Genomic DNA, 22,177 nt, shown 5'->3' with positions numbered 1-22,177 from the left:
CACAAATCCAGCCGATTCATATTTACCCGTGCCGGGGATCCGGCCATCACCTTAGTGTTGGCGTAGCGGACCATACCCCAACTTGGTGATATGCTTTTAACATACCTAATTTCCCCTGGCAAGCCCGGGCGCAATCACCGCCCCGCTTGCCCGCCGGGCAACCTATATCAACTACTGCCGAGCGCCGTTCATCGGCCGTAAAACAAGGCCGAAGCTCTTACCCCCAACGATAGCCTATCGAAAAAATTTATAATTATTGCAAACGATTTAAAACGCTTACAAGCATCTTCTCCGCCGGGCCAAATTCATCCTTTATGGCCCATGTCTTCTTCTGCTAAAAAAGGAGCAGTTTGTCGAATCTGGCATCATCATGAACAGGTTCACAAAACAAGGTTTTTAAATGCCCCTCACTCCGATCAAAAGCGACGATCCCGTTCATCTGGCCATGCAGGGCCTTTTTCCAGATTACAACCCCGCCTGCCTGGAACCCGCACAGGACCTGGAGTTGTTGCGCGGGATGCTGCGCCCGCGGAGCAGCGGAGGAGTCAAGGGCCTGGTCCACCGGAGCTTTCAGGGGGTAACCCGCCGTTGCCCCCGTCCGCTTCGCGAGTTGCTGCTGGGTTTGGCGCACCGCCTGCGCTGTGCAGATCCCGAACTGCTCAAAGAGCCCAACCAATGCGAGTTCAACCGGCTGGTCGCCGGAGTCAGGTCCCAGGGCTCGCGGCAACGGGGGTATGCCGGCAAAAGAGCGGCCCTGTGCCTCAGCTACGACGTCGACCTGCTGAGCTGCTACCGGTTTTTGCCGACCCTGCTGGATCAGTTGGACCAGCGCGGCCTCAAGGCCACCTTTCATCTGCTCACCGACTGGGAATACCGGCTGGACCCGGCCCTGGTGGAGGAGGTGAGCGCCCGGGGTCACGAGGTGGGGCTGCACGGGGCCAGCCACGACGTGGCCTTGGGCTACCGGCGCGACGAGCGCATCGCCGGGGAGTTGCGGAGAGCCCTGCGCGGCCTGGGAAAAAACGTCCACAGCTACCGCGCCCCGGCCCTATGCATGACAGAGCGGCTCATGGCTCGGGTAAGGGACCTTGGTTTTCGCATCGATTCCAGCCTGCCCATGAGCAGCATGTTCCATCCCAGCACGCAAAGCTGCTTCCCCTACCCTCTGGAGCCTTCCGGCGTCCTCTGGGAGCTTCCCATACTGTTGCAGGACTCCACCTTGTTTTTGGACCTGGGCTTGAGCCAGGAGCAGGCCTGGTCCTTTGTGGAGACCCACCTGAAACAGGTGCTGGAGCTGGGCGGGGTGGGAGTGATCAACCTGCACCCTTCCTGGGCCGCCAAATACAGCGGTTTCCACGGCCGGCTCCTGGATGCCGCCCGGGAGTGGTCGGACTTCGCGGTGATGACCCACAAGGAAGTGTACAATTGCTGCCGGTGGGGCGGCGCAGCGCCGTCGGCGCCTGCATGCTGAGCACCCGGGTCTTGGCCAATGCTGCGGAAAGTCGATGATGAGCCTGCACGCTAAATTCATCTTCCGGCCGTCCCTGCCCGAGGACTACCCGGATATCAACACGGCCTAAAACTCGGTAACCGGGCGGCGGCGCACCCTGGACCAATACCTTTGGCAGTGGGTGGACACCCCGTTCCCGCCCAGTGAATCTTGGATTATCCGCGACCCGGACGATGAAAAGCTGGTGGGGCATATCGGGGTGATTTACATCCCCTGCCAATACCGGGGCACCTCGGTGGCGGTGGGCAAGACCGAAAACACCTTTGGGCTCCCAATCCGCGCCCTGCAAGCCAAGCATGACCCTACGAACAAGCGGCCCGGCATAGCCATGCAAGCCAAGCGAAATCCGCAAAATCAAACAATTTTAACGCGTTAATCTGCCATTTAAAAGTCTTTCAGGCCCACCTTCCGGAAAACGCCAGGGTGAAGAACCAGTTCCTTTCATTGGCGATGTAGTCGATTGACACTTCATCTCGCAAGGCGCGAACCGATATGGGTATGCTGTACTTTCCGAGCATGGATACCAGCCCAAGTTTTTTAAGTTGAGCAATCATTTTCGGGGCATACAGGCTATCGCGATGAACCCAGTTAATCACAACATCACATTGGCACTCCACCCAGTAATTTGCTGCCCTATAAATCAGCGGAGCCAATACCTCCTGATGCGAATTGAGAAATAAAAAGTCCGAAGTGACTCCGATTTTTAGATCTACTTTGAAGTTACCTTTGCGCTTAACGCTTGTGCACACCAAATAACCAACTAGTTCGCCCTTACACCGCGCTGCATAAATTTCGTATTCATTGTTTGGTTTTTGATTGAATCTCCAGTTTAAGTAAGCCGATGAACGCTTAATGGTGATCACGCGGTTCTGACAAGCAAACCGTCGCCAGAGGTCATCAAACTCAGTTGTGAACCGAGTCATTCGTTCGATGGTTATACCCGCCGGCGGTGATTCGGCTCGCTCCAACCGCCTGCGAAATCTCCGCTCGATAACCTTTAGCAGGGGCCTGGCAAACCATGCCTGGTATCCGGAAATAATCCCGGCGCTTTTTAGCTCGCTCACAACCTGATCGGAACGCAAGGGTACAAAATAGCCTTCGATAGGTTTCAACGGATGGTAGCCGGCCTTGATGTGAACATCATTAGCGGTCCTGGAGATGCTGTAGGAGGCGGCATAGCCTTTTTCAGCAGCCTCATCAAAGCATTGATGTTCCAGTTTCCCGAACAGCCTCTTCCCACGGTAGTCCTCGCGCAGGCTGGAATCTTCGGATTTGCCCACCACGATTTCTTTATCCATATATTGAAACCGGATCGGTATCAGGGCGATGTGGCCTACAATAGCGCCCTTATCTTCAATCACACGAATATTGGATGGTCCCTCCGGTGTATCCATGAATTCCCATTGCCAGTCCGGTATCGAGCGCTCTTCATTAAAAACCTGAATGCAAAGCTCTTTGAGAAGGCGTTCATCGCCTTGCTGATAACCGCGATAGATCAGTTCATTGGAAATCAATTTACCCACCCTCTTCTGAATTGAAGGTGTTGAACTTATTCGCCCTCTTTGGGGGTAGTTTCTTGAGGTGCATTCTGCATAGCGTTTAGCAAACTATTGCTCATAACATCTGACAGGATTTGCAACTCTCTCCTAACATAAGGCCTTATAACAGACCACCGTTTGCACAATCAATATTCAACAAACAACCTGGGCAAAGGCCGCGGGGTCGACGGCCGACCACATCCTGGCCAACGCGGCGGACTGAGCCCGCGGCCGCGGCGCCGGCCGCCCCGCCCGGCGCCACCATCCCCAACTCGAGAACAACGGGCCGCCCATCGCAGCGGTGCGCGCAACAGCCTCGCGCCTCGGGCGGCTCTTTACATTGACGCGTGGTGGTCGGCGACCTCGTTGAGGAACTGCGACAACCGGCTCGCCTGTTCCCGGCAAGAGTACCGCTCGAGAGACGCCGACTGCGGCCGCAGGTGGGCGCCCCGCCTGGCCAGACGCAAGAATTCGCTGAGCAGGGCGGCGCAGGCCTTGGCGGAATGCACCGGAAAACCGTTGGCCACCGAGTCCAGGATATCGCTCAAACGGGAATCCGGCGAGGCGATGGCCAGAATGGGCCGGCCGGTTCCCAGGTACTCGCCCAGCTTGGAGGTCACCACGCCCTGGCCCCGGGGACCGAACCAGCCCAAGGCCAGCAATAAATCGCAGTTCCGCTGGAGCTGCAGGGCTTGCTCGTTGCTTACCGGATCGTGCAGCTCGCAGTAGCCCTGGAGCGGGGCATACTCCCGAGCCAGCCAGTCGCTCAACATGGCCCGGCTGGGGGTGTAAAAAACCAGCTTGATGTCGCCGGGCCGCAGCACGCCCGACCGGCGCAGCTCATCCAGGGCCTCCAAGAGCATGCCGGGCATGAGAAAGGGCGGGTACAGGCGGCCGGTGTAGAGGATGGTGAGAGGGATGGCCAGGTCGAACCGGCCGGCGGTTTCAGGAGCGCCATCCGGGCAAGACCCCGGCGTCCGGCCCTCGAAGCAATGGTCGATGACCTTCACCGGCTTGCCGTGACGGGCGGCCAGGTTGGCCGCTATTTGCGGGGACACGGTGATCAAAGCGTCGCTGCTGGCCAAGAGCTTGCGCTCCAGCCACAGCTCCAGGTCATAAAACACGCCCGACTTCTGGTAGTAATGATTGTCCACCCAGGGATCGCGGAGCTCGGCCACCCAGGGCTTGCCGAGCTTGGCGGCCAGGGCCTTGGCCAGCCAATGGGCGCTGGGGGGAGGCGAGGTGCTGAGTATCAGGTCCGGCGCCATCCGGCGGCTCCACGCCAGGATGCGGGGCCACTGGCGAAACCAGCCGTAGGTGCGGGGCACGGGAACCCGTCTGACCAACAGGCTCAGGGCCGCCTTGACCCGATGGATCGGCAGCCGAGAAGCGAGGCCGGGTATGGCGCAGGCGGCCGCTTTCCCGCTTGTGAGCCGCCTGGCGGTAAGCAGGGGAACGGCCAGACACCGCTCGGGGTCGCCGTAGCGCAAACAGTCGCGCGCGCTACCCACGGTCAGCAACCGAATTTCCCAGCCATGACGTTCCAGACGCGAGAACAGCTTGCGGTAGCGGATCGACCCCGGGATATTCAGCCAAGGAGCCCAGTATGCAACCACCAGGCAGGTCTTACCCCCGGCCGAATGAGACGAATAAGGTATATGCATTTGGCTAAGGCCCAAAAAACACCCGGTTCAATGAGATTTTCCGGCTGGCGTCGTTTGCCGTGAGCAACGTGAACGCCAAAACGGACTAAACGTCACCTTATGCCATGTTTCCACTATCCGCCTTGGGCAGGCCTAAGTATGTTGCCAGCATGGTAGGTGATATTTTACCATTTCCGACAACCCTCCGCCGTGGTCCTGGAGGCCGCGCCCGGTTGTTGAGTATCTGCACCAGTTTCCGGCCGGCGCCGAGGCCTGAACACGTGGGCGGCCCAGCTTGGCGCGACAAGGCATTTTACAAGTCGCCACCATCCTGGAAGCCAATCCATTATAATCGCGGTGGACAATTGAGCCTCGAGGGTAAAGTATCTCTGCCATGACACAGCCCCACAAACCGCCGACCGGCCCCATCGCCAAATCGCCGAGCGCGTTGTTATTGGTCAGAAATGATTTTTGTCGCGCGGATGGCTGGTTCGATCCCAGGGTCATGAACTGCGCCCGGGCACTATTGGGTGACGGTTGGCAGGTGGTCGTGGTCTGCGACCAAAATGGCCCCCAGCCTGGCAGCGAGACGCTGGACGGGTTGACCATTTTCAGGGGATTGTGGCATCGCGACTGCGCCAAACAAGCCCCAACGCGGCTGGTACGCCGTTTACCCCTTATATCGCTGTTGAATCATCAATTCTGCCTGGACAGCCTGCCCGTGGTCTGGCGCTCTCTGGCCGGCCAACCCGTGGACTTGGTGTTGTCCAATGACGTGGAAATGCTGCCCCTGGGGCGGGTTCTGGCCAAGCGCAAAAGGGCTCGCCTGGTCTACGACTCCCACGAATACCACGCCTCCCGGGCCTCCAACGTCATCCCCCGCCAGCTCAAGGGGCGTCTTCGGACCCTGACCTACAAGGTGGTGGAGAAGTGGCTCGTGCCCAAGGCCCATCTGGTGACCACGGTCAGCGAATCCATCGCCCAGCGCCTTCACGCGGATCACCCCCGGCTCAAGACCCGCGTCCGGGTGATCCACAACTACCCTCCCCTGCCCTTGGCGGAAAAAAACGATTTCATCCGGCGGCGTTACCACCTGCCGCCGGAGCGCAAAATAATCATTTACGTCGGCGGCCTGCAAGTGGGGCGGGGCTGCGAGACCCTGGTGAGGCTGGCTCCCCGCCTACCGGGAAGCACGGTGTTTTTCCTGGGGGACGGCCCCCTGCGGGCGGAGTTGGAGCAAATGGCTTCCGGCCTGCCGCCGGACAAGGTGATCTTTCACGGGGCGGTGCCCCAGAAGCAGGTGGGGCCCATCACCGCCTCGGCCGACATCGGGGCCTGCCTGATCAGCCCGGGCAGCGTCAGTCACCAGATGGCCGCGCCCAACAAGATTTTCATCTACATGCAGGCCGGCATTCCCTCGGTGGACTCGGATTTTCCGGAGATGCTGCGCCTGGTGGACGAAGCGGGGCTGGGGATCTGCGTCTCCCCCCTGGACGACGAAGCCATTATAGGCGCGTTCGAGCGCCTGGCGTCCAACGGCCCGCAAAGACAAGCCATGGGGCGGGCGGCGGCTGACGCCTTTGTCCGGCGCCACAATTGGGAGGTGGAGCAAAAGCTGTTGCGGGAGCTTTACCGCGGCCTGGTTGGATCGCGTGCCTGAGCAGGGCGGGCCTAACGCCGCGCCTGACGGCCCCGCCTCCCGCGGCGGCGGGGAGTTGATGACCCGGCGCATTCTGTTGCGCCTTTTCCTGTCCGCCCCGTTGTCCCTGGCTACCCTGGTATACCTGCCCATACTCACCCGCACCCTGGGCAAGGCGCAGTATGGCGAATGGGGCCTGGCCATGTCCGTTGTCACGGGCGTGTCCGCCGTGGCCACCATGGGCCTGGCCGTGGTCATCCCCCGCTTTTACGCCCAGGACCGGGAACAAGGCACGTTCGCGCAGCGGTTTTGGAGCTGCCTGCTGTTCGCCCTGGTGATGGCGGCCGCCCAGTATGCCGTCGCCTGGTTGTTCGCCGATCCGCTGGGTAGCGTCATCTTCAACTCCGCCGGCGGAGGGCCCTTGTCCCGGGCCTCCGTCTTTCTGGGCATAGCCTTGTCCATGCGCACCTTTTTGTCTTCACTGTTGCGGGCCCGATTCGAGTTGGTGCGCCAGAGCATTCTGGAACTGGCGATCACCGCGGCCAGGACGGCGGCCATCTTAGGGCTGGCCCTGTGGGGCGCCTCGGTGCGCGAGCTGCTCTGGTCCCAAAGCCTGATCGAATTTTCCGCCTGCGTATATCTCACCCTGGCCGCCTGGCGGCGGGTGCCGCTCCAGGGCGCTAAGCTCACCCTGCCCAAAACGTATTTTTACTACGCCCTGCCCCTGTTGCCCGCCGTTGCCCTGACCTGGCTGGGCAAGAACATCGAGCGCTTCGTGCTGGTGCACCTGCAGGGGCAGGCGATGGTGGGGGAATACACCGTGGCCTTTACCGTGAGCTCGGTGCTGGTCACCTTCTCGGCGGCGGTAAACTTCGTTCTGCTGCCCCAACTGGCCCAGGCCTGGACGCGGGAGGACCGCAGGGAGCAGTCCGCCAAGCTTTTCGCCACGGCCAACCGCAACCTGCTGTTGTTGGGGCTGCCGGTTATCGTGGGATTGGCCCTTGTCTGGAGCGACCTGGTGGTTTTTCTGACGGGGCGAGCCTTCGGCGTCACCTGGCCCGTGGCCGCCCTGGCCGCCGCCGGCCATCTCTCCTCGGCCCTTTATCTGGCCAACGTATACGCCCTGCACCTGCAACTGCGCACCAAGCTGATACTCCCGCTGCTGGCCTCGGGGGTTTGCCTGAGCGTGGCCCTGTCCTTTGGAATGATTCCCTCCCTGGGCATCTTGGGAGCCGCCACCGCTTTCTGGGCGGGGCAGACCATTAACGCCATGATCGCCATGGGCATCAGCCGGCGGCTGACCGGGTGGAGCCTGCCTTTGAATTTTTTCCTGCGGGCCGGTGGGGCCTGCCTGGCCATGGGGTGCCTGGTAGCCGCCGCCAAAGGGCTGGGCCACTTTAACTTGTGGGCCCTGATTGCCCTGGGAGTGGCGGTCTATGCCGCCTCCACCTTGTGCCTGGGGTTGATAACCATGGGCCAGGTCAAAGGGTTCTGGGGCAGGCTCGGGCCAAAAGCCGGTTGACCAGCGCCTTGCCGGCCCCCCACCCCGGGCGACGGCCGACAGGCGCCAATCACCCCTAAAACCAGGACGATTCCTAATCGGCTGGAAATATGCTATGCTACTCACCAACGCTGGCAGGCTGATCTAACAATCCGTTATTTAAGAATATTACAGCGTTGATCCAGCAGCTACCTCACCTTTTCCTGCCCGGTTAGGGGGATGCGAAGAGAGTACAAAAATGCTTGAAGGCCAAAGCATTTGCGTTGTAGTCCCAGCTTACAACGAGGAGACGCAAGTAGGCCGTGTCATCGACACCATGCCACCGTTCGTGGACAAAATAGTGGTGGTCGATGACGCCAGCCTGGACCGAACCTCCGAAGTCGTCAAGACCCTCCAGGAAAGCGACCCCCGGGTAGTTCTGTTGGTCCACCCCAAGAACAAGGGAGTGGGCGGAGCGATTTCCACGGGATACAAGTGGGCGCGCGACAATGACATGGACATTGCCGTGGTGATGGCCGGCGACGGCCAGATGGACCCTGACGATCTGCCCGACCTTTTGGATCCGATAATAAAGGACCAAGTCGACTACACCAAGGGCAACCGTCTGATCAGCGGCGAGGCCTACAAAAAAATCCCCAAGCTCCGCTATTTCGGCAACGCCGCCCTGTCCATGTTGACCAAGATCGCTTCCGGCTACTGGCACGTCACCGATTCCCAAACCGGCTACACCGCGGCCAACAAACAGGTGCTGCACACCATTGACTGGGATGCCACCTATCAGCGCTACGGCCAGCCCAACGACCTTCTGGTGCGCCTCAACGTAATGAGCTTCCGGGTGGCCGACGTGGAGGTGGAGCCGGTCTACGGAGTGGGAGAGCGCTCGGGGATCAAAATCTCCCGGGTAATTTTCTCGGTGGGCTGGCTGCTGATAAAACTTTTCTTCTGGAGGTTGAAAGAAAAATACATTATCCGTGATTTTCACCCCCTGCTCTTCTTCTACGCCTTGGGTTTTTTACTGCTTCTAGCCTCTCTCATCCTATTCATACGCCTGATCGTGCTCTGGGTAGCCAACAGCTACCTCCCAGAAGTCACTCTTTTGTTTTGGCTCTTTGCCAACACCATGGGCATGCTCTGCATTTTCTTCGCCATGTGGTTTGACATGGAATACAACCTGCCGCTCAAGGGATCGGGATTTTCGCGCCGGACGCGCAAATACCGCCGGGACAAGAATAGCTAGTCCCGGGAACCCTGAGTGGCCGGCATGGTCCGCTGCCGGTTAACCATTATCGCCGCCAAGCGCGAGTTGCGCACCGCGGCCTAATATCCCGAGCCCCTGAGCCCGCAAAAGGCGCCCAGCGGCTTGGGTTGTCGCCGGGACAGCTTCCCGGCGAGTGGAGACCTCTCGGACCTAAAATGTATTCTGCCCATGCCCCCTCATCCGGGCCTGGCTGGACAGGAAGAAAGCGCGACTATCCTGCGCGGCGCTTTGCCGGCGGGAGTCAGGGGATCTTTGACATGCACAACGACAAAAACATCGCCGTTATAGGTTGCGGGTACTGGGGCAAGAACCTGGTGCGCAATTACCATGAACTCGGGGCTCTGGCCCTGGTCTGCGACAGCGACTCGGAACTGCTGGGCGCCATTCAGGAAACCTATCCCGGCATTGAAGTATCCAACAACCCCCGGGACGCCTTTGAGCACGGGCAGGTTTCTGGGGTGGTAATCGCCACGCCGGCGGGGACCCACTACGGCCTGGCCAAGGCCGCCCTGGAAGCGGGCAAACACGTTTACGTGGAAAAGCCCCTGGTGCTGGACGCGGATGAAGGACGCGAGCTGATCGAACTGGCCCAACAGCGCGGGCTAGTCCTGATGGTGGGGCACCTTTTGCAGTACCACCCGGCGTTCATCAAACTGAAGGAGATCATCCAAGCCGGCGAATTGGGCCGCATACACTACATCTACTCCAACCGCCTCAACCTGGGCAAGTTCAGGCGGGAGGAGAATATCCTCTGGTCCTTCGCTCCCCACGACATCTCCATGATCCTGACCCTGGCCGGCGAGCCGCCCTGCAAGGTCACGGCCACGGGCGGCTACTATCTGCACCAGGAAATCGCCGACGTGACCACCACCCATTTGGAATTTCCTTCCGGCCTCATGGCCCACATCTTCGTCTCGTGGCTGCACCCTTTTAAGGAGCAGAAGCTGATCGTGGTGGGTGACGCCAAAATGGCGGTATTCAACGACACCCTGCCCTGGGATGAAAAGCTGTCCCTGTACCCCCACAAGATCAACTGGCAGAATCACCTGCCCCTGGCGGAAAAAGCCGATGCCGAGATGGTGCCTCTGCAGCAAACCGAGCCTCTGCGCTGCGAGTGCGAGCATTTCTTGAGCTGCATCACCACAGGCGAGCAACCGCTGACGGACGGCCAGGAAGGCTTGACCGTGCTGGAGGTGCTCAACGCCAGCCAGGCCTCCCTGGATCGCAAGCGCACCAACGGCAATGGCGCGCCCCTGCCCCCGGCCGCCAATGCGGAGCAGCAAACCGATTACTTCCTGCATCCCACCGCGGTGCTCGACGAGGGCGCCCGGGTGGGGTCGGGCAGCAAGATCTGGCACTTTTCCCATGTGCTCAAGGGCTCGCAGGTGGGTGAAGACTGCAATGTGGGGCAAAACGTGGTCATCGGCCCCGAGGTGAGCATCGGCCGGGGTTGCAAGATTCAGAACAACGTCAGCGTGTACAAGGGCGTCACCCTGGAGGACGAGGTCTTTTGCGGCCCCTCCATGGTTTTCACCAACGTGATCAATCCCCGGGCGGGCATTCGCCGCATGGACGAACTCCTGCCCACCTTGATCAAGACCGGGGCTTCCCTGGGGGCCAACTGCACCATAGTGTGCGGGCATGACGTGGGCCGCTACGCCATGGTGGGAGCCGGGGCCGTGGTCACCAAGGACGTGAAGGACCACGCCCTGGTGGTGGGCAACCCGGCAAAGCAAATTGGCTGGATTTGCGCCTGCGGGGAGCGGCTTGACCCTAAAATGCAATGTCGCGCCTGCGGCAAAAAGTACCGGGAAGCCGAGGAGGGCCTGGTGGAGCGGGAGTGACGCCTCCCCGGCGGACGGCCAGGACGACCTAATTGGGCGGCCTGACGATCAGGAGCTGAGGCTAAGCTTGCCCCCAACCCTTTTATGGCGCGCTGGGAGCCGCCCAGGTGCTTTCAAAGGCTCTTTTATTCAAGCCCGGCCGACGTATCCGTGGCCGGCGTCTGGATATAAACGGCCCCGGCCCCCCGACGGCGCAGGGGGGCGGGTCAGCCGCGACACCGAGTTTATTCGACACCTAGTGCGACTGCTGGGAGGGAGCAGCAGAATCTCCGAACTGACACCCGGCAAAGTCGAGTCGTATCAGCGCCAGCGTCTCCCATAGCCCTCACCCCGCCACCCGGATGAGAATATCCGCCCAGCGACCGTGAACAAGGAGGTCATTTGCCTTAAAACCATCCTCGCTGGAGCTAACTAGACCTTAGTGATGGTTTCATCAGACTGCGGCGGGAGCGCACCAAGACCCAATCAACCCGTTCAGTTCCACTTCATCCGCGTCTGACGGGAATGTTTAGTTCTTTGCCGCGCGCCATCCACACGGACCGGGTATTCCTGTTAAATGGCAGGCCATTCGATGACTGCAAGCGGTCTTTCAAATCGGCCTGTGAGGCTGCCAGCATCGCTGACTTCACCGAGTGTGTTCAAGCGCTATAACCTTGTGACCGAGGACGAGCTGAGTCAGGTTAAGTGGCACGATGAGACTGGCCAAGCAGGGGCTGTGGGCACCTATATGGACACCAAAGAGAAAGGGGCCACCTGGCGGCGACCCCTAACCTTTTGATTTTATTGGTAGCGGGGAGAGGATTTGAACCTCTGACCTTCGGGTTATGAGCCCGACGAGCTACCGAACTGCTCCACCCCGCGACAAATGTGGAAGTGAATATACCGGCTGGCCCTGTTCCTGTCAACCGAGGGCGCCTGGGGAGGGTTGCGTCCCCTGGCGGCCTGGGATAGGATTCTTAGGTCCGCACGACCAAGAAATTATTAACTAAACAAAGGGTGTTTAATTATGAATGTTCACGAGTACCAGGCCAAGGAACTGATGGCCCAGTTCGGGGTCCCGGTTCCCAAGGGCGGCCTGGCCCAAACTGCTGAAGAAGCAGTGGATGTCGCCCGGGAACTGTCCGGCGATGTCTTTGTGGTAAAGGCTCAAATCCACGCTGGGGGGCGGGGCAAGGGCGGCGGCGTCAAGGTATGCCGCACCCTGGAAGAAGTAAAGCACGCGGCTGCCGCCATCCTGGGCATGCAGCTTGTCACCCATCAGACCGGCCCCGAGGGCAAAAAAGTACTCATGGTGTGGGTCGAGGAAGGCACCGACATCGCCAGCGAGCTGTACGCGGCGGTGGTCCTGGACCGCGGGGCCGAGCGCCTGGCGGTGATGGCCAGCCCCTCGGGCGGCATGGACATCGAAAAGGTGGCCGAGGAAACCCCCGAGTTGATTTTTTCCACCCGCATGGAGCCGGGCCAGCCCATCTGGGACTTCCAGTGCCGCCAGCTCCTTTTCGGCTGCGGCCTCAACCCCGCCCAGGTGCGCCAGGGCACCAAGCTCATCCAGGGCCTGGTCAAGATGGCCATGGCCAAGGACGCCACCCTGGTGGAGATCAACCCCCTGGCCATCACCGGCGCGGGCGACCTCATCGCCCTGGACGGCAAGATCAACTTTGACGACAGCGGCCTGAGGCGCCATCCCGACATCGCCGAGCTCAAGGACCCCACCGAGACCGATCCCCTGGAGCTGGAGGCCACCGAGTTGGGCCTCAACTACATCCGCCTGGACGGCAACGTGGGCACCATGGTCAACGGCGCGGGCCTGGCCATGGCCACCATGGACGTGGTCAACATGGCGGGCGCCAAGCCGGCCAACTTCCTGGACGTGGGCGGCGGAGCCAACGAGGAGATGATCGGCAAGGGCTTTGAGATCATCCTGAACGATCCCCACGTGGAAGCCATCCTCATCAACATCTTCGGCGGCATCCTCAGGTGCGACGTGCTGGCCGCCGGCGTGGTCAGCGCGGCCAAGAAGATCGACCTCAAGGTGCCCCTGGTGGTGCGCCTGGAGGGCACCAACGTGGCCGAGGGCCGCAAGATCCTCGAGGAAAGTGGCCTGGCCTTCGAGGTGGCCGGTTCCATGAGCGAAGCCGCCGCCAAGGTCGCCTCGGTGTTGGGAGGTCAAAAATGAGCATCCTGGTAAACAAAGACACCCGCGTGGTGGTGCAGGGCCTCACCGGCAAGGAGGGCATGTTCCACGCCGAGCAGATGATCGCCTACGGCACCAAGGTGGTGGCCGGGGTCACTCCGGGCAAGGGCGGCCAAAGTGCTTTGGGCGTGCCGGTATTCAACACCGTGGCCGAGGCGGTAAAGGAAACCGGGGCCAACGCCAGCCTGGTGTTCGTGCCCGCCGCCTTCGCGGCCGACTCGGCCTGCGAAGCGGCCGACGCGGGCGTGGACCTGGTGGTGGTCATCAGCGAGCACATCCCGGTGATGGACATGATCCGGGCCAAGGCCTATTTGAACGCGCGCGGCGTGAAGATGGTGGGCCCCAACTGCCCGGGCATCATCACCCCCGGCGAGTGCAAGATCGGCATCCAGCCCGGCTACATCCACAAGCCCGGCACCGTGGGCCTGGTCAGCCGCTCCGGCACCCTGACCTACGAGGTGGTGCACCAGATCACCTCCGCCGGTCTGGGCCAGAGCACCTGCATCGGCATCGGCGGCGACCCCATCATCGGCCTTAACTTCGTGCAGCTGTTGGAGCTGTTCCGCGACGATCCCGGCACCGAGGCGGTCTGCCTCATCGGCGAGATCGGCGGCGACGCCGAGGAAAAGGCGGCCGCCGTGGTGGCCGCCGGTTATCCCAAGCCGGTGTTCGGCTTCGTGGCCGGGCTCACCGCCCCTCCGGGCAAGCGCATGGGCCACGCCGGGGCCATCATCAGCGGCTCCAAGGGACGGGCCCAGGACAAGCTGGCCGCCATGGAAGCCGCGGGCATCACCGTGGTGCGGGCCCTGGGCGAGTTCGGGGCCACCGTGGCCCAGACCCTCAAGTAGCCAAGGAAGTTCGGCATGGCCGGCATCGGGATCATAGGTCTGGGAAGGGTGGGGCGCTGCCTTTTGCGCGTCCTGGCCTCCCGGGGCCTGTTGGGCTCGGTGCGGGCCATCGCCGAACTGAACCCCGGCGGACGCGACAACCGCGTGCTCACCGAAAACCTGGCTTACCTTTTGGCCGCCGACTCCACCTACGGCCCCTTCCCGGTGCCGGTGGCCACGGACGGCGTTTCTCTGGTGCTGGACGGCCAAAGCGTCCCGGTGCACTACAACCCCCACCCCCAACAGGTGGACTGGGCCGGACAGGGGGCCACCGTGGTGGTGGAGGCCAGCGGCGACCCCCAGGCCGCCGCCGAGGCGCGGGGATTGTTGGGCCAGGGGGTGGACAAGGTATTGTTCACCCGCTCTGCGGCCACCGCCGACGTTACCCTCATCCGGGGCCTGAACCTGGACGCCTACGATTCCTCGGCCCACCGCCTGATCTCCTGCTCCACCTGCACCGCCAACGCCCTGGCCCCGGTGCTCAGCGTGTTGCACGGCGCCTACAAGGTGCGCCGGGGCTCCATCGTATCGGTGCACCCGGCCCTTTCCGGCGACCGCATGCTGGACGCCCCGGCCCGCGAGTTCGCCGCCGGGCGCAGCGCCCTGGGGGTGCGGGCGGTCACCAGTCAGGTGGCCCGCACCGTGGGCCAGGCCCTGCCCGATCTGGCCGGCCGCCTCACGGCCATGAGCCTCAGGGTGCCCACCACGGTGGTCAACGCCCTGCTGGCCGACCTGGTGTTGGAGAAGCCCCCCTCGGAGCTGGGCGAGGTGGAATCGCTGCTGGAGCGGGCGGTAATGAACGGCCCCCTGGCCGGGGTGGCCGCCCTGGAGCGGGGCATAATGGGGCGCCCCCGGATGGCCGCCGATTTCCAGGGCGACCCTCATTCATCCCTAATCGACCTTAATTGGCTGGCCCTCAGCGGCGAGCTTTTGCGCATCCACCTTTGGCACGACAACGAGTACGCCTATTGCTGCCGCGTGGCCGACACCTTGGAGTTAATCCTGAGCCGGCTTTAATCCGCCGGCACTGGAGGCCCTTGATGCCCTTCAGCAAGCACGGCTACCCGCGACCCCTGATCCTCAAGAGCGGCGAGGAGGTCTGGCTGCGCCCGGTGCGGCCCGAGGAGGACGACAAGGAGGTATTCGCCTTTTTGGGGCGTCTGAGCGCCGAGGACCGCTGGTACCTGGACTTCGACGCGAACGACCCGGAGACGGTGCGTTACAACTTCATCAACTACGATCCCAACAAGATCCTGCCCGTGGTGGCCACCAACGCCAAGGAGCAGATCGTGGCCCTGGCAACCCTGGAGCGCCGGCCCAAGGGGGCGCGGGGGCACATCGGGCGGGTGCGGGTGGTGGTGCAGCCCTTTTACCGCAACCAGCGCCTGGGCACCTACCTGCTGCTGGATCTGATCCAGTTGGCGGTGAACCTGGGGCTAAGGGTGCTTACCGCCGAGTTCATCAAGGGCATCGAAGACAACGCCATCCGGGCGGCCCGGCGCCTGGATTTTTTCGAGCAGGCGGTGTTGCCGGAATACGCCAAGGATTCGCGGGGCAACCGCTACGACCTGGTGGTAATGGTCAAGCGCATCCACCGGGGATACGACGACTTCTAACCGACAGCGGAAACAATCTTGAGCATCACACCCCGCCAGCGCATCATCGACACTCCCCGTGGAGAGGTGCTCTTGCGCGACCGGGTCAGCGCCGAGGAAATGGCCTCCTTGGAGTTGGACCCGGGCATCGGGGTGTTCAGCGCCTACCGTTCCATTCTCACCAGCAAGGCCAGCCTGACCAGCGTGGCCGCCCAGCCCCAGGTGAATCTGTGCCTGGCCCTGGCCGAGGACAAGCGCATCGTGGGCTATTGCGTGCTGCGCCCCCCCCAGGAGGGCGAGCGCTGGACCCGGCTCAGGCCGCCGGTGCTCTTCGAGCTGTTCGGGGAGACCGCCCGGGGCTGGCGCGATCACAAGCTGATGCGCCCCATGCTGGAAATGTTGGTGGACGACCAGGCCAACGACGAGCGCATACTATATATTGTCGGCTATTCCTGGACCTGGGATTTGGACCACACCAAGAAATCGCTGCAGGAATACCGCGACACCTTGATCCACCTGCTGGGGCCCTTGGGCTTCAAGCAATACCCCACCAACGAGCCCAACATCAGCCTTCGGCCCGAGAACCTGTTCATGGCCCGGGTGGGCCAGGCGATCACCAAGGAAACGGTCAAGGCTTTCCACAACCTGCTTTTCGGCATGGGCGAGGACTAGAGGCCCCTCGAGCGTCCTCCTGGGAGTCAGGCTCATGTTTCGCATCCGGCGCATCAACGACGATCTGCGGAGCATCGACCGCGAGGCGGTGGCCCAGGTGCGCTCCATCCTGGCGGGCCAGTTTCCCGAGGCCCCGCCCGCCGACAACGAGAAGATCAGCCAGCGCCTGCGCGACGCCCTGACCAACCGCCTGCGCTACGTGCTGTTGGTGGCCGAGGAGCACCGGCGCAAGGTGCTGGGCTTCGCCCTGGTGGCCTACGCCCCGGACGTGAAGTTCTGCTACCTGGACTACCTGGCCACCTCCCGGCGGCTCACCGGCGGCGGGGTGGGCGGGGCCCTGTACCAGCAGGTGCGCCGCGAGGCCACCCGCCTGGAGGTGGTGGGCCTGTTCATGGAGTGCCTTCCCGACGACCCGGCCCTGTGCCCGGACCCGGAAGTCCTTAAACAGAACCGGTCCCGCCTGAAATTCTACGAGCGCTTCGGGGCCCGGCCCATAGCGAACACCGCCTACGAAACCCCGGTCAGCCCGGAGGACGACTGCGCCCCCTATCTGGTCTACGACCCCCTGGACCGGCCGCCGGATCTGTCCCTGGCCACGGCCCGCAAGGTGGTGCGGGCCATCCTGGAGCGCAAATACGGCCAGCTTTGCCCGCCCTCCTACGTGAAGATGGTGGTCAACTCCTTTACCGACGACCCGGTGCGCCTGCGTCCGCCCCGCTACACCCCGGCCCAGGTCGCCCCGCTCCAGCTCAAGAGCCGGGGCCTGGGGGCCATCCCCCTGGTGGTCAACCGCGAGCACGCCATCCACCACGTGCGCGAGCGGGGCTACGTGGAGGCCCCGGCGCGCATCGGGGCCATCCTCAAGGAGCTGGAGCGCACCAGCCTGTTCGAGCCCGCCCCGGCCCGGCGCTTTTCCCGCGACCACATCCTGGCGGTGCACGACCCGCGCTTTTTCAACTACCTCAAGAAAATGTGCGGCCAGCTCAAGGCCGGAGAGTCCGTGTATCCCTACGTCTTCCCCATTCGCAACGCGGCCCGCCCCCCCAAGGAGATGCCCATCCGGGCGGGCTACTATTGCATCGACACCTTCACCCCGCTCAACCGCAACGCCTATCACGCCGCCCGCCGGGCGGTGGACTGCGCCCTCACGGCGGCGGACACCCTGCTCAGCGGCTACCGGGCGGCCTACGCCCTGGTGCGCCCGCCGGGGCACCATGCCGAGCGCAAGGTCTTCGGCGGCTTCTGCTACTTCAACTCCGCGGCGGTGGCGGCCCACTACCTGAGCGCCCACGGCAAAGTGGCGGTATTGGACATCGACTACCACCACGGCAACGGCACCCAGGACATCTTCTATCTGCGCGGCGACGTGTTCACCGCCTCCATCCACGGCCACCCCTCCTTCGCCTACCCCTATTTCTCGGGCTTTGCCGAGGAGACCGGAGAGGGTCCGGGCCTGGGGGCCAATTACAACCTGCCCCTGCCCGAGCAGGTGGACGGCCCGGCCCACGCCCGGGCCCTGGCCAAGGCGATCTCCAGGATCAAGCGCTTTGCCCCGGACTATCTGGTGGTGGCCCTGGGCCTGGACCCGGCCAAGGGCGACCCCACGGGCTCCTGGAGCCTGAAGGCCGCCGATTTCCAGGCCAACGGGCTGACCCTGGGCCGCCTGGGCCTGCCCACCCTGGTGGTGCAGGAGGGCGGCTATTACATCCGCTCCCTGGGGGTGAACGCGCGCAACTTTTTCAGCGGTCTGGCCAAGGGGGCCGGCCTCATTTAGGCCAAGGGCTTTGGCCGTCAGGTCCCATGCGGTACAATCGCTAGACTATGAAGGCCTCTCCCCAGCCACCTCGCCGGGTGTTCCGGCTCATCACCCGTCTCAACGTGGGCGGCCCGGCCCGCCACGTGGCCTGGCTGCACCAGGAGCTGGACCCGGCCCGTTTCGCCCAGACCCTGGCCGCCGGACGGGTGCCGCCCGGAGAGGACGACCTGGGGCCGGAGCTAAAAGCCCAGGGCCTGACCTGGCGCGATTTGCCCCGCCTGGGGCGGCCCATAAACCCGCGGGACGACCTGGCCGCCTTGGGGGAGGTATTGCGCCTGCTGGTGGAAACCAAACCCCACGTGGTGTGCAGCCACGGGGCCAAGGCCGGCATGCTGGGCCGTAGCGCCGTGCTGATCTACCGCCCCTTGGCCGCCCTGGCCGGATGGCCGCGCCCGCGTTGCGTGCACACCTTCCACGGCCACACCTTCCATTCCTATTTCGGCCCGGCCAAGGCCCGCCTGTTCCTGGGCTTGGAGCGCTTCCTGGCCCGCTGGGCCACCTGGCGGGTGGTGACGCTGAGCCCCCGGCAGCGGCGCGAGCTGGTGGAGACCTACCGGGTGAGCCCGGACTGGAAAACCGTGCTGGTGCCCCTGGGCGTGGATTTGGAGCCCTTTGCCAGTCCCGAGGCCGGGCGGCGGCGCTTCCGGGCCGAGCTGGGGGTGCCCGACGATGAGCGGCTGGTGGGCGCGGTGGGCCGGGTGGCCCCGGTCAAGAACTACGGCCTGTTCCTCAGCACCGCCGCCGCCCTACGCCAGGCGCGTCCGGAGCTTTTCGCCCGCTGCCGCTTCGTGCTGGTCGGCGGAGGCGACGAAGCGCAGATGGCCGCCCTGCGGCGGCAGGCCCGAGAGCTGGGGCTGGAGGAGCGGGTGCGCTTTTTGGGCAGCCGGGCGGACCGGGAGGCCTTTTTCCCGGGGCTGGACCTTTTGCTGATGACCAGCAACAATGAGGGAACCCCCCTGGCCATCCTGGAGGGGGGAGCCTGCGGCCTGCCGGTGGTATCCACCGGGGTGGGGGGGGTGCCCGACCTTCTGGGACCCGCCGAACAAAAGCTGGATGGGGGGTTGGTCGAGCGCGCCAGGGGAATCACCGCCCCGGCGGGCGACGCCCTGGCCCTGGCCCGGGGCCTGGCCCTGCTTTTGGACCAGGGCGACCGAGCCAAGCGCCTGGGGGAGGCGCTGCAACTATATGTATGGCAAAATCATGCTAAAGCGCGCCTGGCCGGCGACATGGCCGCACTCTACGGCCAGGTGCGGAACTGAGGATACGCGGTGTTGGAGCAACTTGAAAAAATAGCCGAAATTTTGGCCGCCAGCCCCAGCACGGTGGCGCTCACCGGCGCGGGCATCAGCGTGGACAGCGGCATCCCCGCTTTCCGCGGCTCCCAAGGCCTGTGGGGCAAATACGACCCCATGGAATACGCCAGCATAGACGCTTTTCAACGCGATCCGGTGCGGGTCTGGGCCATGCTCAACGAGCTGGACGAACTGGTTCTCACGGCCCGGCCCAACCGGGCCCACCGGGCCCTGACCCAGTTGGAGGCCCTGGGGGCCTTGGATATCGTGGTCACCCAGAACATCGACGGCCTGCACCAAGAGGCCGGCTCCCGGGCGGTGGTGGAGTTCCACGGCTCCAGCCGCCGGCTGGTTTGCCTGGATTGCGGCCAAGTGCTGGGGCGCAATGAAATGTCCATGGACACCCTGCCCCCTCGCTGCGCCTGCGGCGGCCTCATCAAGCCGGACGTGGTGTTTTTCGGCGAGCCCATACCCCAGCGGGCCCTCTTGGCGGCCATGGCCGCGGCCCAGGGCTGCTCGGCCATGCTGGTGGTGGGCACCAGCGCGGTGGTGGCCCCGGCCAGCCACCTGCCCATCCTGGCCCAATCCGCCGGGGCCACGGTCATAGAGATCAACCTGGAGCCCACTCCCCTCACCGGCCGGGTGGCCGACGTGAGCATCAGGGCCGACGGCTCGGAGGTCTTGCCCGTCCTGGTAGAGATGGTGGGCCGCCTCAAAGGGATGGCGGCCGCGAACCAAGGCGACCTTGCCTGAGCGCCGGGGCTGTGCGACTATGTAGCACCTTGCCCAGGGAGGGGTGATGCCCGCGCCCAAGAGCACCCGATATATCTGGCTGCAGATGCTCCTGGGTCTGGCCGCCGGGGTGATGGCCGCCCTGCTGCTGCACGCATTTTGGCAGATGTTCGGCCTGCCCGAACGGCCCGGCCCGGTGGCCTGGGGCGATCTGGTGCGTCCGGCGGGTCTTCAGCTCTTCGTCTCCCTGGCCCTGCCCGCCGCGGCGGTGTTGCCCACCCTGGTGCTGGGGCTGCTCGCCTATCTGCTCTCCGGGGCGGACCCCGAGGCGCTGGAGGAGTGCCGCCGGGCCCAGCGCCTGGACGCCTACACCTACCTGCTCTTGGCCGCCGGGGTGGTGCTGGTGCTGGTGTACAACGTGCTGGGCAACGGCACCCTGGCCCTGGGGCTCATCTATCTGGGCCTGGCCGCGGCCAAGACGGCCATCCTCCTGCGCCTGGTATGGCGGGCCTTTCTGGCCCCCACCCCGGAGGGTGAGCGCCCCCTGGGCCGCAAGGGCCTGGCGGCGGTGCTTTTGAGCGCCCTGGTGGTCTTCAGCCTGCCCGCCCCCTGGCTGGCCCAGACCTTCAGCGCCAGCAGCGGCGAAAGCGCCTATCTCGTGCAAGCCCACGCCGTGGCTGCCGGACAGCCCCTGTCCCTGGAACCCAACGCCCCCGGCCCGGAACACCGCGGCTTCTATTGGAACTCCGAGGCCCCGGAAGACCCCGACCGCCCCGGCGGCAGCCTGATCCCCCTGTTCGCCCTGATCATCTCCCCGGCCTATGCGGTGGGCGGGCGTTTGGCGGTGCTATTGCAGCAAGCCGTTTTCATGGCCTTGAGCGCGGCGGTGCTGCTCAGCTGGCTTAGGGCGGTGGGGGTGCGGGCCGGACCCGCCGCCGTGGCCACCGTCTTGGGCCTTGGCGCGGCGCCGGTGTTCATCGCCGGGGGCATGGCCCTGCCCGAGGCCCCGGCCATTTTGCTGGCCCTGTGCGCCCTGCGTCTGCTTACCTGGGCCCGCACCAGCCCCTGGAGCGCCCTGCCCCTGCTCACGGTCGCCTGCCTGCTGCTGCTGGGCCTGGACCTGCGCTATTTCGCGCTGGCCGGGGGGTTGTTGCTCATGGGCCTTTTCGAGTTGCTGCGCCGCCCCCTGGGGCCCTGGGCAGCCGGAGCCCTGGCCTCGGCCCCGGCGCTGGTGTTGGCCGCTACGCTATTCGGCCCTTGGGAGTCCTGGCCCCCGATCCTGGGCCCGGCGGTGCAGGAAAACCTGGGCTGGTGGCAACAGGCCCTGTATTGGTGGACCCCTCTGGCCGCCTTTTCCGGCGGCCTGTTCCTGGACCAGGCCTATGGCCTGTTGCCCGCCGCCCCCATCCTGCTGGTGGCCCTGGGCGGCTTGCCGCTGAGCCTGCGGCGGCGTCCGGCCCCCAGCCTGCAGTATCTGTTGCCCGCCGGGCTGCACCTGGCGGCCATGTGCTTCACCGGCTGGTACCGCTGGCACGGCGGCAGCGCCCCGCCCGGCCTTTTGGCCGTGGTGCTCCTGCCCCCGGCGGCCCTGTTGTTGGCCCCGGTGCTGGAGGCCCTCAGCCGCCCCTGGTGGCGGCTGGCCTGGTGGTTGCCCGCCGCCCTGGGGCTGGCCTACACCTGGTTGCTGACCTTGCTGCCCTGGCTGCGCCTGGCCCTGCCCGGAGCGCCCAACCCCCTGATCCTCAGCCTGGGCGGCCGCCTGGGCCTCAACCTGACCCGGTCGCTGCCCAGCGGGTTCGGCACCTTGCCCGAGATTCTGCCCACCACCTGCCTGGCCCTGTCCCTGGCCGTCTTCTACGCCGTGTGCACCTGGCGCCTGCCGGCCCCCGCCGCGGCCGCGATCCCGGTAAAGGCCAACGAGGTCCTGCTCCTGCTTCTACTCCTGGGCCTGGCCGCCTGGGGCCTGGTGCTGGGGGCCGCGCCCCTTCCATAAAACCTACCCCGCGCCATCGCTTTTGCCTTGACTAAAACTAGACCCGCGTATAGTATGAAGGCA

The 22,177-nt window shown here is 64.1% G+C and carries 17 protein-coding genes and 1 tRNA gene; 15 read left to right on the top strand and 3 right to left on the bottom strand.

What is annotated here, in order from left to right:
- The first annotated feature begins 400 nt into the window (after positions 1-400).
- Positions 401-1,471 carry a polysaccharide deacetylase family protein gene (locus AACH32_RS02965; RefSeq protein WP_338605246.1) on the top strand — a complete coding sequence of 357 codons (1,071 nt, stop codon included), beginning with the start codon at positions 401-403 and terminating at the stop codon, positions 1,469-1,471.
- Positions 1,472-1,631: 160 nt separating this feature from the next.
- Entirely contained in the window at positions 1,632-1,886 is a 255-nt protein-coding gene (locus tag AACH32_RS02960; protein WP_338605244.1) for a hypothetical protein, read from the top strand.
- 19 nt (positions 1,887-1,905) lie between these two features.
- On the opposite strand, the gene AACH32_RS02955 is transcribed toward AACH32_RS02960, so the two are convergent.
- Together AACH32_RS02955 and AACH32_RS02950 are read right to left on the bottom strand one after the other, a co-directional pair.
- On the bottom strand, positions 1,906-3,024 hold the full coding sequence (locus AACH32_RS02955; protein WP_338605243.1) for a GNAT family N-acetyltransferase: 1,119 nt from the start codon (positions 3,022-3,024) through the stop codon (positions 1,906-1,908).
- A gap of 359 nt (positions 3,025-3,383) precedes the next feature.
- A complete protein-coding gene (locus tag AACH32_RS02950; RefSeq protein ID WP_338605242.1) occupies positions 3,384-4,712 on the bottom strand; it encodes a glycosyltransferase in 1,329 nt (442 codons plus the stop codon).
- 373 nt (positions 4,713-5,085) lie between these two features.
- Between AACH32_RS02950 and AACH32_RS02945 the strand changes: the two genes are divergently transcribed.
- From AACH32_RS02945 to AACH32_RS02930, 4 genes are all read left to right on the top strand, one after another.
- Positions 5,086-6,351 carry a glycosyltransferase family 4 protein gene (locus tag AACH32_RS02945; protein ID WP_338605240.1) on the top strand — a complete coding sequence of 422 codons (1,266 nt, stop codon included), beginning with the start codon at positions 5,086-5,088 and terminating at the stop codon, positions 6,349-6,351.
- Positions 6,344-7,852, top strand: coding sequence for an oligosaccharide flippase family protein (locus AACH32_RS02940; RefSeq protein WP_338605238.1), 1,509 nt, complete (start codon positions 6,344-6,346; stop codon positions 7,850-7,852). The genes AACH32_RS02945 and AACH32_RS02940 overlap by 8 nt, the downstream gene beginning before the upstream one ends.
- A gap of 217 nt (positions 7,853-8,069) precedes the next feature.
- Complete coding sequence (locus tag AACH32_RS02935) at positions 8,070-9,068, top strand: glycosyltransferase family 2 protein (protein ID WP_338605237.1); 999 nt, start codon at positions 8,070-8,072, stop codon at positions 9,066-9,068.
- 278 nt (positions 9,069-9,346) lie between these two features.
- Positions 9,347-10,933: a Gfo/Idh/MocA family oxidoreductase gene (locus AACH32_RS02930; protein ID WP_338605236.1), complete on the top strand. Its 1,587-nt coding sequence runs from the start codon at positions 9,347-9,349 to the stop codon at positions 10,931-10,933.
- A gap of 784 nt (positions 10,934-11,717) precedes the next feature.
- Here AACH32_RS02930 and AACH32_RS02925 read toward each other — a convergent pair.
- Positions 11,718-11,794 (bottom strand) — tRNA-Met (locus AACH32_RS02925).
- 145 nt (positions 11,795-11,939) lie between these two features.
- Here AACH32_RS02925 and sucC point away from each other — a divergent pair.
- The 9 genes from sucC to AACH32_RS02880 are packed head-to-tail and all read left to right on the top strand — an operon-like array spanning position 11,940 to position 22,114.
- A complete protein-coding gene (sucC, locus tag AACH32_RS02920) occupies positions 11,940-13,109 on the top strand; it encodes an ADP-forming succinate--CoA ligase subunit beta (RefSeq protein ID WP_338605235.1) in 1,170 nt (389 codons plus the stop codon).
- A complete protein-coding gene (gene sucD, locus AACH32_RS02915; RefSeq protein WP_338605234.1) occupies positions 13,106-13,975 on the top strand; it encodes a succinate--CoA ligase subunit alpha in 870 nt (289 codons plus the stop codon). Before sucC ends, sucD begins: the two co-directional genes overlap by 4 nt.
- A 15-nt stretch (positions 13,976-13,990) precedes the next feature.
- On the top strand, positions 13,991-15,031 hold the full coding sequence (locus AACH32_RS02910) for a glyceraldehyde 3-phosphate dehydrogenase NAD-binding domain-containing protein (RefSeq protein ID WP_338605232.1): 1,041 nt from the start codon (positions 13,991-13,993) through the stop codon (positions 15,029-15,031).
- A 23-nt stretch (positions 15,032-15,054) separates the two neighbouring features.
- Complete coding sequence (locus tag AACH32_RS02905) at positions 15,055-15,630, top strand: GNAT family N-acetyltransferase (RefSeq protein ID WP_338605231.1); 576 nt, start codon at positions 15,055-15,057, stop codon at positions 15,628-15,630.
- 18 nt (positions 15,631-15,648) lie between these two features.
- Positions 15,649-16,281, top strand: coding sequence for a hypothetical protein (locus AACH32_RS02900; protein ID WP_338605229.1), 633 nt, complete (start codon positions 15,649-15,651; stop codon positions 16,279-16,281).
- Between the two features lie 34 nt (positions 16,282-16,315).
- Positions 16,316-18,055, top strand: coding sequence for a GNAT family N-acetyltransferase (locus AACH32_RS02895; protein WP_338605227.1), 1,740 nt, complete (start codon positions 16,316-16,318; stop codon positions 18,053-18,055).
- Between the two features lie 47 nt (positions 18,056-18,102).
- A complete protein-coding gene (locus AACH32_RS02890) occupies positions 18,103-19,356 on the top strand; it encodes a glycosyltransferase (protein WP_338605225.1) in 1,254 nt (417 codons plus the stop codon).
- Positions 19,357-19,365: 9 nt separating this feature from the next.
- Positions 19,366-20,142, top strand: coding sequence for an NAD-dependent deacylase (locus tag AACH32_RS02885; RefSeq protein WP_338605223.1), 777 nt, complete (start codon positions 19,366-19,368; stop codon positions 20,140-20,142).
- Between the two features lie 46 nt (positions 20,143-20,188).
- Complete coding sequence (locus AACH32_RS02880) at positions 20,189-22,114, top strand: hypothetical protein (RefSeq protein WP_338605221.1); 1,926 nt, start codon at positions 20,189-20,191, stop codon at positions 22,112-22,114.
- Positions 22,115-22,177 lie beyond the last annotated feature (63 nt).

The organism is Desulfoferula mesophila, from assembly GCF_037076455.1.
In the GTDB taxonomy this organism is placed as follows: Bacteria; Desulfobacterota; Desulfarculia; order Desulfarculales; family Desulfarculaceae; genus Desulfoferula; species Desulfoferula mesophila.
The sequence above is the reverse complement of the archived record's forward strand: the minus strand, read 5'-3'. Positions and strand labels throughout refer to the sequence as shown.

What these genes read in the sequence shown, in the direction of transcription:
- sucC (WP_338605235.1), top strand. Translation starts at nt 11,940, where the DNA reads ATGAATGTTCACGAGTACCAGGCCAAGGAACTGATGGCCCAGTTCGGG.
- AACH32_RS02950 (WP_338605242.1), bottom strand. Translation starts at nt 4,712, where the DNA reads ATGCATATACCTTATTCGTCTCATTCGGCCGGGGGTAAGACCTGCCTG.
- AACH32_RS02890 (WP_338605225.1), top strand. Translation starts at nt 18,103, where the DNA reads ATGAAGGCCTCTCCCCAGCCACCTCGCCGGGTGTTCCGGCTCATCACC.
- AACH32_RS02930 (WP_338605236.1), top strand. Translation starts at nt 9,347, where the DNA reads ATGCACAACGACAAAAACATCGCCGTTATAGGTTGCGGGTACTGGGGC.
- AACH32_RS02905 (WP_338605231.1), top strand. Translation starts at nt 15,055, where the DNA reads ATGCCCTTCAGCAAGCACGGCTACCCGCGACCCCTGATCCTCAAGAGC.
- AACH32_RS02965 (WP_338605246.1), top strand. Translation starts at nt 401, where the DNA reads ATGCCCCTCACTCCGATCAAAAGCGACGATCCCGTTCATCTGGCCATG.
- AACH32_RS02935 (WP_338605237.1), top strand. Translation starts at nt 8,070, where the DNA reads ATGCTTGAAGGCCAAAGCATTTGCGTTGTAGTCCCAGCTTACAACGAG.
- AACH32_RS02945 (WP_338605240.1), top strand. Translation starts at nt 5,086, where the DNA reads ATGACACAGCCCCACAAACCGCCGACCGGCCCCATCGCCAAATCGCCG.
- AACH32_RS02895 (WP_338605227.1), top strand. Translation starts at nt 16,316, where the DNA reads ATGTTTCGCATCCGGCGCATCAACGACGATCTGCGGAGCATCGACCGC.
- AACH32_RS02880 (WP_338605221.1), top strand. Translation starts at nt 20,189, where the DNA reads ATGCCCGCGCCCAAGAGCACCCGATATATCTGGCTGCAGATGCTCCTG.
- AACH32_RS02910 (WP_338605232.1), top strand. Translation starts at nt 13,991, where the DNA reads ATGGCCGGCATCGGGATCATAGGTCTGGGAAGGGTGGGGCGCTGCCTT.
- sucD (WP_338605234.1), top strand. Translation starts at nt 13,106, where the DNA reads ATGAGCATCCTGGTAAACAAAGACACCCGCGTGGTGGTGCAGGGCCTC.